This window comes from Peribacillus phoenicis, from assembly GCF_047238085.1.
Lineage (GTDB): Bacteria > Bacillota > Bacilli > Bacillales > DSM-1321 > Peribacillus.
In genome coordinates this window covers 1,666,880-1,684,178 of record NZ_JBDFMF010000001.1, presented here as the reverse complement: position 1 = coordinate 1,684,178, position 17,299 = coordinate 1,666,880, and the positions used below count along the sequence as shown (strand labels likewise).

Annotated in this window: 19 protein-coding genes; 7 read left to right on the top strand and 12 right to left on the bottom strand. The window is 37.2% G+C overall.

Annotated elements, in window-relative coordinates; genetic code table 11:
• Window positions 1–182: 182 nt before the first annotated feature.
• From ABC374_RS08155 to yneA, 3 genes are all read right to left on the bottom strand, one after another.
• A complete protein-coding gene (locus tag ABC374_RS08155) occupies window positions 183–416 on the bottom strand; it encodes a DUF896 domain-containing protein (protein WP_241594277.1) in 234 nt (77 codons plus the stop codon).
• A gap of 65 nt (window positions 417–481) precedes the next feature.
• The gene (locus ABC374_RS08150; RefSeq protein ID WP_350302192.1) at window positions 482–1,138 is read right to left on the bottom strand and encodes a YneB family resolvase-like protein; all 657 of its coding nucleotides are present in this window, start codon (window positions 1,136–1,138) and stop codon (window positions 482–484) included.
• 19 nt (window positions 1,139–1,157) lie between these two features.
• Window positions 1,158–1,469: a cell division suppressor protein YneA gene (gene yneA / locus ABC374_RS08145; RefSeq protein ID WP_137020070.1), complete on the bottom strand. Its 312-nt coding sequence runs from the start codon at window positions 1,467–1,469 to the stop codon at window positions 1,158–1,160.
• Between the two features lie 155 nt (window positions 1,470–1,624).
• Here yneA and lexA point away from each other — a divergent pair, with 155 nt between their 5' ends.
• Window positions 1,625–2,248 (top strand): transcriptional repressor LexA, encoded by a 624-nt coding sequence (gene lexA, locus ABC374_RS08140; protein WP_101221643.1) that lies wholly within the window; start codon window positions 1,625–1,627, stop codon window positions 2,246–2,248.
• A gap of 225 nt (window positions 2,249–2,473) precedes the next feature.
• Here lexA and ABC374_RS08135 read toward each other — a convergent pair whose 3' ends face one another.
• From ABC374_RS08135 to ABC374_RS08125, 3 genes are all read right to left on the bottom strand, one after another.
• Entirely contained in the window at window positions 2,474–3,088 is a 615-nt protein-coding gene (locus ABC374_RS08135) for a glucosaminidase domain-containing protein (RefSeq protein WP_241594279.1), read from the bottom strand.
• A 726-nt stretch (window positions 3,089–3,814) separates the two neighbouring features.
• The gene (locus tag ABC374_RS08130; RefSeq protein WP_413020297.1) at window positions 3,815–5,347 is read right to left on the bottom strand and encodes an esterase/lipase family protein; all 1,533 of its coding nucleotides are present in this window, start codon (window positions 5,345–5,347) and stop codon (window positions 3,815–3,817) included.
• A 773-nt stretch (window positions 5,348–6,120) separates the two neighbouring features.
• Entirely contained in the window at window positions 6,121–6,345 is a 225-nt protein-coding gene (locus ABC374_RS08125) for a helix-turn-helix transcriptional regulator (RefSeq protein WP_101221641.1), read from the bottom strand.
• Window positions 6,346–6,479: 134 nt separating this feature from the next.
• Here ABC374_RS08125 and ABC374_RS08120 point away from each other — a divergent pair, with 134 nt between their 5' ends.
• On the top strand, window positions 6,480–7,118 hold the full coding sequence (locus ABC374_RS08120) for a LexA family protein (RefSeq protein WP_413016920.1): 639 nt from the start codon (window positions 6,480–6,482) through the stop codon (window positions 7,116–7,118).
• A 938-nt stretch (window positions 7,119–8,056) separates the two neighbouring features.
• Here ABC374_RS08120 and ABC374_RS08115 read toward each other — a convergent pair.
• On the bottom strand, window positions 8,057–8,746 hold the full coding sequence (locus ABC374_RS08115) for an N-acetylmuramoyl-L-alanine amidase (protein WP_413016918.1): 690 nt from the start codon (window positions 8,744–8,746) through the stop codon (window positions 8,057–8,059).
• Window positions 8,747–9,001: 255 nt separating this feature from the next.
• Entirely contained in the window at window positions 9,002–9,766 is a 765-nt protein-coding gene (locus ABC374_RS08110) for an alpha/beta fold hydrolase (RefSeq protein ID WP_413016916.1), read from the bottom strand.
• Between the two features lie 146 nt (window positions 9,767–9,912).
• On the opposite strand from ABC374_RS08110, the gene ABC374_RS08105 reads away from it, so the two are divergent.
• On the top strand, window positions 9,913–10,833 hold the full coding sequence (locus ABC374_RS08105; RefSeq protein WP_413016914.1) for an aminoglycoside phosphotransferase family protein: 921 nt from the start codon (window positions 9,913–9,915) through the stop codon (window positions 10,831–10,833).
• Window positions 10,834–10,962: 129 nt separating this feature from the next.
• The gene (locus ABC374_RS08100; protein ID WP_413016912.1) at window positions 10,963–11,265 is read left to right on the top strand and encodes a CotD family spore coat protein; all 303 of its coding nucleotides are present in this window, start codon (window positions 10,963–10,965) and stop codon (window positions 11,263–11,265) included.
• 71 nt (window positions 11,266–11,336) lie between these two features.
• On the opposite strand, the gene ABC374_RS08095 is transcribed toward ABC374_RS08100, so the two are convergent.
• Window positions 11,337–11,798: a GNAT family N-acetyltransferase gene (locus tag ABC374_RS08095; protein ID WP_350302185.1), complete on the bottom strand. Its 462-nt coding sequence runs from the start codon at window positions 11,796–11,798 to the stop codon at window positions 11,337–11,339.
• Window positions 11,799–12,141: 343 nt separating this feature from the next.
• Here ABC374_RS08095 and ABC374_RS08090 point away from each other — a divergent pair, with 343 nt between their 5' ends.
• Window positions 12,142–12,288: a hypothetical protein gene (locus tag ABC374_RS08090; RefSeq protein WP_350302184.1), complete on the top strand. Its 147-nt coding sequence runs from the start codon at window positions 12,142–12,144 to the stop codon at window positions 12,286–12,288.
• A 331-nt stretch (window positions 12,289–12,619) separates the two neighbouring features.
• Here the strand turns inward: ABC374_RS08090 and dnaN are convergent, their stop codons facing one another.
• Complete coding sequence (dnaN, locus tag ABC374_RS08085) at window positions 12,620–13,750, bottom strand: DNA polymerase III subunit beta (protein ID WP_413016909.1); 1,131 nt, start codon at window positions 13,748–13,750, stop codon at window positions 12,620–12,622.
• 265 nt (window positions 13,751–14,015) lie between these two features.
• Here dnaN and ABC374_RS08080 point away from each other — a divergent pair, with 265 nt between their 5' ends.
• Window positions 14,016–14,345, top strand: coding sequence for a DMT family transporter (locus tag ABC374_RS08080; protein WP_101221634.1), 330 nt, complete (start codon window positions 14,016–14,018; stop codon window positions 14,343–14,345).
• A 25-nt stretch (window positions 14,346–14,370) separates the two neighbouring features.
• Window positions 14,371–14,718 (top strand): DMT family transporter, encoded by a 348-nt coding sequence (locus tag ABC374_RS08075; protein WP_350302182.1) that lies wholly within the window; start codon window positions 14,371–14,373, stop codon window positions 14,716–14,718.
• A gap of 127 nt (window positions 14,719–14,845) precedes the next feature.
• On the opposite strand, the gene treR is transcribed toward ABC374_RS08075, so the two are convergent.
• Complete coding sequence (treR, locus tag ABC374_RS08070) at window positions 14,846–15,559, bottom strand: trehalose operon repressor (RefSeq protein WP_350302181.1); 714 nt, start codon at window positions 15,557–15,559, stop codon at window positions 14,846–14,848.
• A 31-nt stretch (window positions 15,560–15,590) separates the two neighbouring features.
• Window positions 15,591–17,261 (bottom strand): alpha,alpha-phosphotrehalase, encoded by a 1,671-nt coding sequence (treC, locus tag ABC374_RS08065; protein WP_413016906.1) that lies wholly within the window; start codon window positions 17,259–17,261, stop codon window positions 15,591–15,593.
• Between the last annotated feature and the right edge of the window lie 38 nt (window positions 17,262–17,299).

Here is a 17,299-nt window from a genome sequence, read left to right as displayed (position 1 = left end):
ATAGTGACAAGCATAATATCACAACTAAAATCACTATTTACTGCCTCAATATTAAAATTTTCTAGAAATAAGAGAAGCCCCCTATTTAGATTAAACTAAATAGGAGAATACATACATGCATGCACTCCCTTTTTACTCCTAAATGCTAATAGGATCCTCGTTCCATGAGAGGAATTCAAGCATTAATGTAAGTTTCTTTTTTCTTTTATATTTTTTATCTTTTGAGGAGTGACGTCATTACCTTCTGGATCAACGACTTTCACATGCTCCAACGTATCGGTCATGGACTTTCTGAATGTTTCCAAATACTCACTTCTCAATTGGGTTTGCTCTTTCGCCTCAACTTCCGTCAAACCTTCAGTCTTTGCCTTTTTAGAAAGTTCATTAATACGGGTTATTTTTTCTTTTGATAACATAATTTCGCTCCTTCATAATCTCCGGATATTGTCATGGTATTAAAAAAAAAGCGAAATTACAAGTTCTAAGATTGACTTTCCTTTTTATTCAGTTGATGTTCGAGAAAACGCCTGTTCACAGTAGCCTTGGAAACATTGTATCCAAAGCCCCTTAAAGTGGCTGCGATTTCTGCAAATGTCAATCCATTGGCCCGAAGTTTAATAATTTCTTCAATAGGAATTTCCATACGGTCCCTTCCAGTGGAATTCCTTTGATTCTGAAGGTTTTTTTGAGGACGGTACCCTTTTTCAACGGCTCTTATCATCCCGCGCTTTATTTTAAGATTATGTAGTTTCCTTTGGTATTCTTCTACAATACCGACTATCTGGATGACCATGGCATCCGAATCCGATAACTCAAGCTCCCCGTCATGTGAGAGCGTATAAATTTTCACATCTTCTTTAAGGATGACATGGAAAAGGGCTATTTTGGCATTCCCTCTTCCCAGCCTTGTTTCATCTTGAATTAATAGTACTTCAGCTTCTTTAGTTTTAAATAGTTCGAGCATGTCAAAAATGCCATCCCGATTCAACTCATAACCACTTGCCTGCTCTTTTATTATGGAAATGACTTCAACATCCATCTTTTCTGCCAATTTGACTAATTCATCTTCCTGCCTTGCCAATGATGTTTCCTGTGACTCTTTTTCTGTGCTTACCCTACAATAGATTACCGCCTTCATAATACCCTACCTTCACTACTTACTGCTCACTGGCCAAATTCTGGACAAGTTCTTCCCCTTTAACCGGTATGACGATGACTTGACCAGGTTTAATTGAATCCGCCCTGACTCCATTATGCTCTTCTATCCAACCAATGAATTCTTTTTTTGTCAAATTTGCTTCTTCATATTCTTCGGCAATTCCCCATAGGGTATCACCCTCACTTACTTCTATAGAAAGGAAATCCTTTTTTGGATCATTGTTCAATGTACAAGAGAATAAAATTGAAAAGATGAATACTGATCCCGCTAATAGAATCGTATAAATATAATTTTTGTATAAATTTTTCATAAATATCCCTCCAAAGCGAATGTTCGTTCGTATGTTATGGTCAAATTATAATACGAACGTTTGTTTCAGTCAACAACAAAATTCGAACTTATGTTTGTATAGAGTTGGGGGTCATGCTATAATGTAGCAAAGAACATTGGGGAAGAGGTGCACAAATGACTAAACTATCAAAACGGCAGCAAGATATTCTTGATTTCATTAAAGAAGAGGTCCGCCAAAAAGGGTATCCACCTTCCGTACGGGAGATTGGCGAAGCAGTGGGACTTGCTTCAAGTTCAACAGTACACGGACATTTATCACGCCTGGAAAGCAAAGGCCTGATTAGACGTGACCCAACCAAGCCAAGGGCCATTGAAATAATGAATTTGGAGGAAGCGAACAATATTCCCAAAGTCAATGTCGTGAACGTGCCGTTACTTGGAAAAGTAACAGCGGGAATGCCGATAACGGCCATTGAAAACATAGAAGAATACTTTCCGCTTCCCGAAAGCATGGTTCCGCATGATGACCATGTATTCATGCTGGAAATCATGGGTGAAAGTATGATCGAAGCAGGAATTCATGATGGGGATTATGTCATCGTGAAACAACAAAGCAATGCCAATAATGGAGATATCGTCGTGGCCATGACGGAAGATGATGAAGCCACTGTAAAACGATTCTTTAAGGAACCGGATTACATAAGGCTTCAGCCTGAGAACTCAAATATGGAACCAATTATTTTACGAGATGTTTCGATACTTGGAAAAGTAATAGGCTTATATAGACAAATACACTAAAAGCGCTAACCGCGCTTTTTTTGTTTGTTTAATCTATGTCCCGAATTCTCTCAATATGCATATGGAAGATTAGATATTGACATATTTTTTAATAGAATCAAGTTTTCATGGAAATTTAAACATCCTTTATTACGAATGGAAGTTATACGCTCGCCTAATATGTACTTTGGTAACAATCTGATTACAATAAAAAAGAGAGCTTTAACTACCGCTCCCAGTTAAAATTCACTTCACTCGTAATCTTTGGTTCACTTTAATGAGGTTAAGATCGACCAAACCGTTCCACTGTTGAATCTGCACTTGTGTAGAACCGTATGCTTTTGCAAGCGCAGAGACGGTATCCCCTTTTTGGACAATATGATAAACCTCTTCAATGCTTGCATCATATTTTGTTAAATCGCTTGTTTCGATAAGGTTCACCAGTTTTTCAATATATTTGGGATCCGAGGCGTACCCCGCATCGAATATTGCTTTGAGTGCTTTTCTATAATCTTTTTCTCCAATGACAGCTGTATAAAGACTTCTATTCCATGAAGTCCCCTTTACATATAAATTGGCGAGATCTCGAAGACTTTCTTCCCAAGATGGGTATTTTCTGAATTTGTTCCATACTTGAACGGGCACACCATTGACATATTCCATTGTTTGAATAATGACTGACTCACCCTTGAAGTCACCTTTTGTACCGAATATATTTTTTCCTTTGCTTGCTAATAAACTTGTCCCATATCCACTCTCCAAACAAGCTTGTGCAATGACAACAGAAGGTAATATTTTAAATTCCTGTTGAATTTTCTGGGCATAGGGAGCAATTTCCTTAATAAATGTTTCCTTGCTCATTAGAACCTCCCACTAATAGGCATTACTTTATTTTTCACTGTTTATCTTCATTCTTATCGTATTCTCCTCTATGAAAAAGGTTACAGCTTGTCCTGCACAAAAAGTTCCGATGTCTGGCTAATTTTTTCATTATAGATTACTTACCTAGAAGTGGATCGCTCCGCGTATTATTTATCCACTTCCCTACCAAACAGGAAAAGCCGTCAATCCATATAATTAAATGGATTGACGGCTTTTTAAGTTGGACACTGAAAACCTTCAAAACTTGTTCATTTCCATTTTCATCAGTCATCGTCATCACTTGGTTTCAGGAATTTTCATGGGCTGGTTTTATGGCTATGCAAACATTGGCAATTATGCTGCACTCAAAACTGGTATTTTGTCTTATAGAGAATCCTATAAAAAGACGGATTAAACCTATACAGGGTATCTCTCGCTGCAATTCAGCAATCTTTTTATTAAACACTAACACCCATGTTAACATCCCATTACACACATCCAAAAAACCCCTTCTCAATTAAGAGAAGGGATCAATTTGTCGGGAAAAGTAAGTTATCCTTTATGTTTTTTACACTCCTGACTAGCCGAGCAGGCTTGGCAGACAGTCGGCGGAAAGGAAGCGGATTTTCTGCAATCGACTGGATCTTTTTTTAAAAGAAAAGACTGTAGGCAAACTTAGAATTTGTCTACAGTCTGATACACTCTCAAAGAAGAGACGGCATTTCACTATTTCTCAATATAGACCGAACGAATCAGCGTCCGGGTTCTTTCAGTACCATACACATTTTTTTCCTTGACATCTATTGTTACATTATAAACACCTGACTTAGGTACTTCTGGAAGGGTGCCAGTAAAATTTTCGGTATCCATTGCCTTAATTGAGCTTTTTTCACTAATTTCATTACCGGTTTCATCTATTAGATGAACCGAAAATGTTGTGCTGATTGGCCTTTTTTTATCATTCATTGGGTTCTTTATTAAAAATTTTGCATCTTTTTGCTTAACTTTACCGGCCATACTTAATGTAATGGGATTCTTTTCGTTAAATTGTGCTGTGAAAAGGTAGGCGTCTTTTGGCGATTTAGTCTTCATTCGCACTTTCCAATCACCAATTTCAAGGTTGTTTCTATTGAATGATTGGATGGTTACACCATTAAAAAAGGAAGTTTCATTTTTGGCTGAATGAACCTTTAAGGAAGGTGAATACTTTTTATTGGATGGAGAAATCAATTCAATCTCAACATCATTTGAGGCTGTATATATGTTTATATTGCCTGGGGCTGCTTCATTTACATGGAAGCTTTGTTCGATCCAGACATTTTGTTTCAGGACATCACCCAGAACGGTTTGAGCGAGTGCGGTGGTAATGACATCATCTTCAACCCGTTCTTTATAATTGACATTATATTCAGGGATCCCAGCGGTGGAAGTGCTTCTTAAATATGGTTCAATTCTTGAAAATACAGCTGAGCCGACTCGTATATTGTCGTGATCAAAGTTGGGATCTGAAAATAAATGTGTTGCATAGGGTATTTTTGTACTCCATACATTCACTAGACCATCATTTTCCCCATATGAAGATAAATATTGTCCACCCATTGATAAGGCTGATAGAACCGGGCCTCTGTTCATGCCTGCCACAGTGAAATACATGTTTTTACGAGAATTAACGTGGTTATCCGTGACAGAACGAAATTCCGCCATTTTACCAACTTGTAAAGAATAAGTTCCCTCATCTTTTTGACCTAATAGGGAACCAAGCCAGCCTGCATACCAGCTATAAGCCAAATCAGCTAGGTGAGAACCATGATGAGGGGAAGCTAAAGTGATCACCCTTCCAACATATTGGTGTGCTCCATAATGCACTAGAGCCGCTTGGGTATCTGGGCCCCCTTTGCTGTGAGCTATAATATTTACTTTTTCGCCCCCGAAATGGTTACTGATTTCTGCAAGCATTTGAGCTAAAAGCCTTCCATTGGCATATTGGCTCACTGATCCATTTCCAGCTGAATCATGAAGCTGAACAAAAACAGTTTGGTAGCCTGCTTCATACGCTTTGGTATACATATCATTGACACCATGATAATCCGTTTCACCGTACCAGCTGGTTGAACTGCCGTTTTTCCCTTGAACAAACACGATCGGTGGTTTCTTCGTATCAAGATTGGGAGGAATACTTCCAAGAAACCAATCCCCTGGACTGAAAGTTTCGGAAGGAGGCTTTAATTTTCCTGCTGAGGAAATGTCTGGCTTAGCCATAATCAATATGGTTAGAATGAGGACAAGAAAAACGACATAATTGATTACATTCCTTTTCAATTGTTATCTCCTCCAATATCATGTGGAATTTTTCGAACTCATCCTATTATCAACGCCCTCCTTCCAGGCCTTTCATAGCCTTCATTAGTATATATTTGTACTTTTGCATACCATTACCTGCTATCTTCATAAAGATGGGAGAAAAAAACTAGAAGAATTCATAAAAAATGGAGATATAGTATGATGGTTTGCCTTCGATTCGATTATGTATACAGTCATTTTCCATTTATTAAATTATCCTTATGGAGGAAATCCATATATCGAATGCTTTATGTTCACGAAGGAAAAGAGAATAAGCCCTTCTCCTGCAAAGGATATAGGGCTTGACTTTTTTATGATCATCCAAATATTATTCTTCGAATTTGCCACTGTCCAATTGCTCCTATTCATGGTGATTTGAAGTCCATCCTATACATTAAGTAAATTGTTAAAAAAAACTCTTTCACAGCAATTGGCTGTCATTCATAGGGATCTCAGTATCAATCGTCTATTTGGATTTTTAACTCCTTAAAGCCCTTCCCTCAACCCCACATACACGTATTTCACAATGAGAACTGGATAAATGATATCAGGGCTATGCTCGTTCTTCCGATTGTACAATTTGTTTATCTGATTTTCCTTTCCCCTTTTTTTTCACCCTCTTTCGATCATTACTTAAATCTTGCCCCAGGAATGGTTACTTTGGTGAAGAAATGGTTGATAGTCTTGATCCATTAACTACATTTGAAGTGTAGGTGGGGATCAAAAAAAATGATATCGTCGATCGAGAACCCTACACATTCAGCAAACAAATAAGCCTTATCGATTCGCAAAGGAATCTTATATTGCTCATAGTCAATGTAAGTTCTCTTGGCCATCTTCAGCACTTTAGCCATTTCTTCTTGTGTTAAACCTTTATACTTCCTCGCTTGTTTAAGTGTGAACTTAACGTTTGTCATATCTTGTCACCACCTATCTAAAAAAATAATATCACACTTGAAGTATAGTTACCAACAATTTTTCGCAAAATTCACGCACTTTAAGTTTACTCATTTTCACTCATGGTGTATATTCAAGTAAGAGGTGAAGAAATATGCACATTGGTGAACGGATTAAAATGTTAAGAAAAGAAAGAAAAATGACACAAGAAGATTTGGCAAATATATTAAAGGTGGCGCCAACGGCAGTATCAGCATGGGAATCCGGACGGAATAAACCTTTAATGGATAAATTGAGCATGATGTCCGCATGCTTTGAAATACCGCTATCCCACCTCATTGAAGGAGCACCTAGCGTTAGAAATGCTCCTGGAATGGAATTTCTAAATGAAAAGAATGTAAGATTAATTGGGGTCTATGGTAATATTCCTGCTGGAAAGCCTAATTTTACCAATGAATATATAGAAGCCTATATGCCTACATTAAATTCAATGCTAAAAACGAATAAAGAATATTTTTTCCTTAGAGTGAACGGCAATAGCATGAACAAAGAATTCAGTGACGGATCTTTGATTCTCGTTGAAAAAACAACCTGCGTTGATAAAGGAAAAATTGGAGTGGTCTTGGTAAATGGTCACGATGCTACGGTCAAAAAAGTGAATATCGCTGAAGAAAACATCACACTCACTCCCTGCAGCACGGATCCTTTTTATGAAGAAAAAACCTATAACTTAAAAAATGATAGAGTTCGAATTTTAGGAAAAGTGGTTCAAGCCATTAAAATATACGATTAATATCAACTTAGAGTTTCTTTACGGAATATTACTTTAGTTCCCTTTGTTGACTGATACATATTAGGTACAAGCCATCATGGTTTGTGCTTTTTAGTATTGTTCTTTAAATATGTCTTTGCAAAATGTAAATATAAATTTGTGTCAGCCTATATCCGTTTTCCCCAGATTACTTATTTCATTGAGTGAATGTTTTTGGAACTATAAGCTTCCTAGTATTCTTATTTCAGTAAATTTCCCTTTCATACAGAATGAATATAATTGTCTGTATTAGGCAATCAAATTATCATATTTTTATTATTCGGTTCACAACCTCATATAAGAATCTTATAATGGGATGATAAGCATTTGCCTCTGTAGCTCTAGAAGGGAAGAGCGCCGGAAAACATTTGTAGCCACCGGGTCGCAAGGTAAGGGTTTCAGAAGCACCGAAAAGCAAATACGCTGAGGCAGGTGGAATTCCTGCCGGTGAAAATCCGTAGGGAAGCGTGTTCTCCCCTAGCCTATGCATACGAAAGGAGTGCGGGTTCGAATCCCGTCAGAGGCTTGTTTCCTGGAAAATCCGAGAGTATATATCAAATTCCACTTTTGCCTTCTGTGCAATTTTTTTATTTTTCCCTTTCACTTCCTCCGCTATTTTCCAAGTACTTATAGGACAGTAGTATGTACACGATTATTTTATTACATGCATATTCCTGAACAAGGAAAAGCCCCTCTTTTTGAGAAGGGCTGAGTTTGTAGACAAAGAGGTTCTACCTAAAAGTTAAAACAAGTTGATTTTGATTGGAGCGGGTGTGCGAGACTCCTGTGGGAAAAGCGTGTCCAGGGGTTCAAATTGTACAAACCCTAAAAAACTGTAGACAAACTCTTTTTGAGAAGGGCTTCGTGTGTGGTGTGCTTCTGGAAGTTAAAAATAATTTAACCAGGCATCTATTAATTATTCATTTAACACGCAATTTCTGGTTTACTGTAATGGTGTACTGACTGTCAAGATCGTTCCAATCTTTAATTTGCTGAACCGTACTGCCATAAGCAATGCTTAAGGAGTATACGGTGTCACCACTAACGACTGTGTGATATACAGCTGTATTTTTCTTTTTAAGATTGAAGCATTTAACTAAACCGTTTACATGTCCGCGAGCCAGTGATTCGATAAAGGATGCCGTTTTCAATTTGGCTGCGTCATTGACATTATCGATAAATCCATTTTCGGTCAGGAGTGCAGGCATGTCCGTTTCACGGAGCACATATAAATCTCCTGTTTTTTGTCCTCTGTCTTGGATGTTGATAAGCTTCATGACCTCTGAATGAATATGATCTTGATACGTTTTCGTAATCTGATTAGTAGAAGTATAAACGTAATCCTCATACCCAGTGCCACCGCCGGCATTAATGTGGATGGAGAGATAAAAATCGGCTCCCCACGCGTTCGCTGCATTCGTCCTATCGTTTAAAGAGGGGTACGTATCTTGGGACCTGCTCATTTTTACAGAAACGTTATTATATTCTATTAATAAGATGTCTTTGATTCGAGTTGCAATGGATAAAGTTAAATCCTTTTCTCTCAATCCATTCCCCACCGAGCCTGGATCCGTACCGCCGTGGCCGGGATCAATAAATACTTTTACCATTTCTATCACCTCTATTAATCTTATGTTACGTATCAATAAATGCTTGTACACGTAACTATCTGATTAAAGAAATTTCAAAATAAAGAATTCATCCTCTCGGCTACAGTTCAAAAAAAAATACACCCTAAAGGTGTCATGGCATTATATGATGACATTCGCCAAATGGACGGGAAATTTTTCAAAAAGCCTTCTTCCTTTTTTATACTTTTCTATCAGGAATTATTGGGCATCTAAAAATAAAGTAATAGATTATTTTTAGTTATGGTTTGTTTTATTTAATTGTTCTGCACAATCTTTGATTGAGTCAATCACTATAGTTGGTTCGGATAATTGCGGAAAATGCCCACTTTTTTTTGCGACAATGTGTTTGCTGTTTCTTGACAATGAAAGCAATTCCAATTGATTCTCAAGTCGTTTTTTTCGAATTTCCTCTGGCATCATTCGATTTTCTTGTCCACCAGTAATGACAAATACAGGTATTTCGGGAAAGATATCAGTTTGTTGGATTTGATCCACAGTTTTTTTTACAAAATTAACTTCATTGAATTGTTTATGCGAGGATAAGGAATCAAACACCTTGAACATCTTATTAATGGTTTTTACGGCATTGCTTTGATATTCATCAAGGCTTATATCTTTCGTTGTACTGGATTCTAAAAAAACTATTCCCCCCACATCATTTGGGTAAAGTCGGGCATATAAATTAGCATATAGGCCGCCTAGCGAATGTCCGACCAATAAGTATGGAGGTTCAAACCCCACGATTGTTAATGCCTCAATTAAAGTGTTAACAATACTTTTCCCGTCTTGGCTTTCCTTCGGTTTATCGCTGCCAGCAACACCAAAGCGATTATATGAAAATACAGATGCTGTTTCCGAAATTGCCGGTAGTATTTTCATCCAACCTTCTATCGGTCCAGAACCACCGTTAATCAAAACTATATTTGGTTTGCCTTTTCCACTAATATTATATTGTAAAGTCCCTTTTGATGTTTCCACTTTATATTTTTCTATTTTCAATGTCAGCGCACCTCACTTTGTTTAGATTACTCTACGTGTGAAACAAGCTATTGGTTTCATTTATTGAAGTACTAACATAATGCTTTAATTTTCACGGAAGTTATCTGGAAACTAATCCAAGAGCTTTAATTTTAAAGGAGAGCTGTATGATGAATGAATATGGTAAGTTTGAACAATTGGTTCAAAAGTTTAATCAAGGAAGCAAGCTAATTCGCGCATGGGAATTAAAAGGCGGAATTTCTGCACAGGTCACAGGCCTTGAAGTATTACATCCTTCAGGGCGGATCAAGAAAATGATCGTTCGTCAGCATGGTGATCATGACCTAAAACGGAATCCAAATGTTGCAGCTGATGAACACAAGCTCTTAGGGATATTGAAAGCTGCAGGTTTGCCTGTACCGATGCCATATTACCTAGAGCAATCGGGCGAGATTTTTTCCAAGCCGTGCATACTTATCGAGTTTATTGAGGGCAAGTCAGAATTCACACCCTCAAATCTCAACGATCATATCTTACAATCAGCAATCAATCTAGCAAAAATCCATCGTGTTGATTGTGCAAATCTATCTTTAACATTCCTGCCTAAATTAGTAAATACATATATCGAAATGTTAAATAATAACGATAGGGTAATCCTGGACGAAACATTAAATCTGAGCTTGATTAGAGATTTATTAAAATATTTCACGCCTTTACCATCCATGAATAAGGAAGTAATCCTTCATGGTGATTATTGGCCAGGAAATCTATTATGGAAAGAGGATAAACTAGTTTCCATAATTGATTGGGAAGATTCAGGCTTAGGGGACCCTTTGGCTGACCTTGCCAATAGTCAGCTTGAAATTTTATATCATTTTGGAATGCAAGCGATGAATGACTTCACCAATCAATATAAAACCCTGATGCCTGAGGTGAATTTTACAAACTTACCCTACTGGCAATTATTTGCCGCATTACGGTTATCTACATTTCCAGAATGGGGCTTGGAAAAGAGCAAGGAAAATAACTGGCGAAAAAGACACAAGTCATTTGTTCGTCAAGCGATTAACCGAATTCGTTTAAATTAATGCTTTTTAAAATGAGTGAAAAATCTGATATGCCCAGGATATTTTTGATAAAGGCATTTATACTAGTCCCTTTATCATTTATTTTCATAAACTAATAATGACTTTCAAAAAAATCCAGGAGGTGTTTAAATGTATAATAAGCCCTGGGGGCATCCGAAAGGTGGTCAATGTCCACGACAATATTGCCCACCTCACAGAATGCCTACTCAGTATACTCCAACACAAATCTCCACAGCAAAGCAATATGTAAAAACCAATGTCATCAACACGGTGATTCCGGTTTTTCACCCGACACATACAACTACGGTGAATAAACACTTCAACACATATATACCGCATACCCGAAGTATCGTGAAAGAGTGTTATTCCCAAAGCTTTATTTGTGGAGTCCCTCAACCCCCTAGTTTTTCTAGGAGAATGATAAGATATTAATTAAAAAAACCCCAATTCGGGGTTTTTATTAATTCCTTCCTCCATCCTTTGAATAATGAGTGTCAAAGGATTTACAACTGTCTAAATGCAAACTCCCTATACTTTTTAAAGTGTTGTTTTTGATAAAACTCTTTTGCAGCTTTGTTTTCAAACCAATAATCCAGTTCAATTAAATCTATATCATTCTTTTTGGCAATTTCATAGACCTCATTCATTAGTATTTTACCGTAACCTTTTTTGGTTTGATTTTCAACGATACTAAGCTGATGCACGTATACTGATTTATACGCATTTTTAAAAGCACTTTCTGGATAGTTTTTAATTTCAATCCATACGTAACCGATCGGTTCTTCATGTTCTTTTAAAACGAGAAAAACAAAACTGTTATTTTCAACCAAACTTTTGAAAGACTCTTTCATTGCACTATAATTATATTCCTTAAAATACTTAGGATATAGTTTTGCATGCAGATTGTGAACATTTCGATTTAATTTTGCAATTACTTCATGATCCCTGGTTTGACTAACATACATAATTATCCCCCTGTTTATATCCTGTGAATTTCCATATACCAGTAATGTCCATATTCAAAGTACAATTATTTATATAGGCCAGTCAATAGCCATAAAGAAGAATCCCATTCCTAAAGAGGAAGGCAAAGTTCTTTTTTCATTCTGGGTAAAAAAAGAGGCGAATTAACAGTTTGAATATACTAATAAATAGAGTGGAAAATATCATTAGGATATTAGTAACCTATTTCCTTAACATACTGGAAGGTGATGATCATGACTTACCCTCTTTTTATTATGACTGGCATTAGTGGCTCGGGTAAATCAGCAACTTCACTGGAATTGCAGAAAATCATGGTGGATTTCAATGTATTTGATATGGATCTTATCGTTAACAATGACGACTATGACGGCATGTGATAATTGGTTGACAGTTGCCCATTATAGTGCTTATTCCGGACGTAATTCCGTATTATTAATAAATCCTACTGAAAAACGAATTGTGGGTATTTAGCTATTGTTGGATCACATTTATATTATGTATTCTATCGAGTTATATTTTGAAATAAATTTTGTATTTACAGAGGTTTTTTCGAAAGTGCTCAAGCAACTATATTGCCGAATAACTATTTATTTATTTCATATAATTGATTTGCCTGCTTGAAACCAAGAATGAAAACCGTTATTTCAATCTATATAAATATATGGGCCCAGACTTTTCTGGGCCTCTTTTTCATGGTGAATGCATTTGGCATTACCCCACTATCCATAACACCCATCCTTGTTTTTTTATTAATCAGCTGTTGCCGTTCACCCTGTTATTCGTTTTTTATAGTCTTTGTTCTTTAATATGTTCTCACTGGTGAAATAAGATGACGATAGGAGGGATTATCGCTTGGCTCAATTAAGACAGGTCTCATTGGACCGCCAAAACTTAGCTTTACCTCTTTTTCCTTTATCGCTTTTAAGGCATCCAATAAAAAACTTCCATCCAGTGATATACTTAACCCCGCATCACCTCTGATTTCCTTGATGCTTTGCGCTTCTTCAATTTTCCCCATTTCTGTTGAGTTAGAAGATATCTTTAGCTTACTATTGTCCAGAATTTCTAAATGTACATTGTTATTTTTCCATTCACTTGCAAAAAGGCAGGCCCTATCAATACCCCTTAACAGTGTTTTCGTATCCATGGTGATGATCGTTTTCAAATCTTTTGGCAGCAATCCTGATACATTCGGATAATTACCTTCAATCAGCCTTGAAAAAAGTGAGATATTATTTGATTTAAAGACGATATAACTTTTTGTAATGAAAATATGTATGATACCCGCTTCATCATTAATTAACTTGGTTAATTCATTAAGGCTTTTACTTGGAACGATGAAAGACCCATTCACCTTCGATTCCAACGAAAGTTCTCTTAACGCTAAACGATGGGAATTTGTTGCAACACAAGAAAGGCTGTTTTCTCTGATAGACAAATTAACTCCTGTCAGGGAAGGTCTTGCCTCGCTTTTAGAAACGGCAAACGCAGTCTGTTTTATGATTTCCAATAATTCAGCACTTGGGATATTAAAATAACAAGCTCCATCTATTTGTGGAAGATTTGGGTATTCCCCAGAATGTAATCCCTTTAAATTCATTACTATTTCATTTGATTTAATAGTAACTGAATGATTTTCATTCACCTTAACATGGATGACATCAGATAATTTTTTAACGATTTCACTTAAATATTTTGCCGATAAAACAACAGTGCCCTTTTCATGAACCTCCAATTCCTTTACATCATCAATCGTTAAAGGAATGGTTTTTTCAATGACAATATCGGAATTACTACCAAGAAGGGTTAAGCAATCGTCATTAGCCACTATCTTTATTCCTGATAAAATGGGTATAGGCGTTTTTATGGAAACGGCATGGCTGACATCTGAAATCGCCTTTTTGAAGCATTCTTTGTTTATTTTAAATTCCATGAAATAAGTTCACCCCAATATAATCGTTAAAGGAATCATTCGACAAAATCCCTAAAAATTCCTGTTCACCCTTGTTATATGTTGCTATCAGGTTCGAAGAAGCGGCTTATTGTATCACTTTCAGCCTAATATTGAGCGTGAAATGCAGTGACAGAAAATATGAAATTGACTATAGGTGGTATTAGTTTAATATAAGACTTTTAGATGATAAGATTCTTGGGTGAAGTGATTGAAAATATTAATCAATATTTAGGAGGAGTTCATCTTGAATCCTTATGCATTTTTGGCAATAGCCATCCTAAGTGAAGTGTTTGGCAGTTCGATGTTAAAAGTATCAAACGGGTTTAAAAGGTTATTCCCTTCCATTGGTGTGGTAATCGGAATGGGTTTGGCTTTTTATTGCCTATCGTTATCATTAATAACCATACCGCTTGGAACGGCTTATGCCATTTGGTCAGGAATAGGCACTGCTTTAACTGCTTTAGTGGGAGTTATCGTTTATAAAGAAAGCTTTAATGTGAAAAAATTTTTAGGTTTAGTCCTGATCATTGGAGGGGTGGTTGTTTTGAAACTCTCTAGTGGAGGCACTTCTTAACAATTTAGTAATCGGAGGTAATAATATGAAAGGATACATAGCTTTAGGAATATCAATCATAAGCGAAGTATTTGGTACGACCATGCTTAAGTTGTCCGAAGGCTTCACTCATTTATCCGCTTCATTTGGGGTTATAATAGGATTTGGAATAGCCTTTTATAGCTTATCTTTATGTCTTAAAACAATCCCGTTAAGCTTGGCATATGCCATTTGGGCAGGTATAGGCACAGCTTTAACAGCATTGATTGGCGTACTATTATGGAATGAGCCATTTAGTATTACTACATTAGGCGGCTTAGTATTAATCATTGGCGGAGTGGTTTTACTTAATGCTTCCCATACCACTAAACAAGCAGAAGGAGAGTCAAACTAAGTTTGACTCTCCTCCTCTCCCCGCTCGCTCAAAAATAAAAATGTCTTCAAAGCCCGCCACGGCCTCTCATTTTAAATGAAGCTGAACTTTCAATAGTCAGTCCTTCATTTCATTTCTTCCTTAACCTTCACCAAGTCCTTCGTGCAAAGTCCGTGAACTTGAATTTATCGGGTCTATGCCTGGATTCGCTATATTGAAACAAGCTTCCATCGATTAAATGGACCGTACTTTTCACAACTGCCACCATATCGAAGTCTTCAATGTCCAATAATTGTTTATCTTCCTCGCTGCATGGCTCCACGGTAATTTCCTTGTTGGAAAAACCAATCTGGAGCCCGAGTTCCTTTTCGATATATCCATAAATAGAATCCTCACAAATTTCCTTGGTCAGGTTAGTTACGAATTCGCTTTTGAAATAGTCTTTGTCCAGTATGATTTTCTTCCCATTGATTTGGCGTACCCGAAATACCTTCCATACTTCACCATCATCATTTAAGTCCAGAAGCTTGGCCATGTTAGTGTCGGGGGTCTCAAGCTCCAACTTATGGATGATCGTTTTGGAATGCAAATTCAACTTTTCCACCATTTCTTTATAGGAAATCAACCCTGCTACAGGAAAATTAAATTTGCTGAAATCCAAGACAAAGGAACCCTTGCCTTTGATTTTATGGATATATCCATTTTGTTCAAGCAACTGTAAGGATTTTCTCACAGTATCCCTGGATATGTCATACTCTTCCATGAAGCTGCTTTCGGAAGGAAGCTTTGAATTTGTCGGAAAGATTCCTTCTTCAATTTTTGAAACGATATCACTATATAACGATAGGTATTTGCTGTTCATTTCATCACCACAATATATTTTTCTTAGTCTGCTACTCGTCCTTTTTCAACAAATAGACAACCGATTCATAGGGACGAAGGATAACATCACCTGCAAGTTCTTTCGAATCGATATAGTTTGAGAGAAGGAGCTCTGAGTTGTATCCGGATAGGTCTATATCCTTTGGAATTTCGAAGGACGCTTCTTTTGCATAAAAGTTATTGATGACCAAAAGTTTCTCGTCATCATAACTGCGTACATAGGCGAACAATTGGTCATGGTCGCCAAGAATTTCCTGATAGTCCCCATATGCAATGATATCATGTTTCTTGCGTAAGAATATAAGTTTTTGGTAATGATGAAAAATGGAATCCTGATCCATCAGTGCGTGTTCAGCATTGATGATCTTGGCATTATCAGGCACTGCAATCCATGGAGTCCCTTTTGTAAAGCCTGCATGCTCCGAATTTTCCCACTGCATTGGAGTTCGCGAGTTATCACGGGATTTAGCTTGAAGGATTTCGATTATTTCCTTTTCATCCTTGCCTGCCTCTTTTAAAATATTGTAATAATTAATCGATTCCACGTCCCGATATTGTCCAATATCATTGAATTTCGGGTTGGTCATCCCTATTTCCTCGCCTTGATAAATATAAGGGGTTCCCCTAAGCATATGAATGGCTGTTGCCAGCATCTTGGCCGATTCCTTGTGATACTCTTGATCATTCCCAAATCTGGATACGATCCTCGGCTGGTCATGGTTACACCAGAACAGGGCATTCCATCCATTTCCTTCTTGCATCCCATATTGCCAGCTGCTTAGGATCTCCTTTAACTGCCTGAAGTCAAAATCTGCAAGTGACCACTTTTCCCCATCCTTATAATCCACCTTTAGATGATGGAAACTGAATACCATGGACAGCTCCTTTTCAACTGGAGATGAATATTTGATGCAATGGTCAATGGTCGTCGATGACATTTCCCCTACAGTCATCACCTCTTCATCCTTCCCGAAAGTTTCTTCATTCATCTCTTTTAGAAATTTATGAATCTTGGGACCGTCTGTATAAAAGCATCGTCCATCTCCATCTTTGTCATTTTCATAGATGTCAGGTTTCGAAATAAGATTGATGACATCCAAACGGAACCCTTTCACACCTTTATCCAGCCAGAAGTTCACTACATTGAAGATTTCCTGCCTCACTCTAGGATTTTCCCAATTAAGGTCAGCTTGTGTCCGATCGAACAAATGGAGGTAGTATTCATCATGTTCCGCTACATATTCCCATGCAGGGCCTCCGAATTTCGAAATCCAATTCGTAGGGGGCTCCCCATTTTTCGATTTCTTGAAAATATAATAGTCCTTATATTCTTTCTCTCCAGCCAGTGCTTTTTGGAACCATTCATGCTCTGTTGATGTATGGTTGAATACCATATCCAGCATGATTTGAATATCCCGCGAATTAGCTTCCTTCACCAATCTTTCGAAATCATCCATCGTCCCAAAAACAGGATCAATGGATGTATAATCCGCTACATCATATCCATTATCATTTTGAGGTGAACGATAAAAAGGGGTCAGCCAAATATAATCCACTCCCAGTTTACTCAAATAATCAAGTTTTTCTATCACACCATTTATGTCCCCGATGCCGTCACCGTTCGAGTCCTTAAATGACTTCGGATAAATTTGATAGATCGTACTTTTTTTAAAATCCTTCATTGTAATTCCTCCCCTGCTTAACCCTGATGTATCTTTTG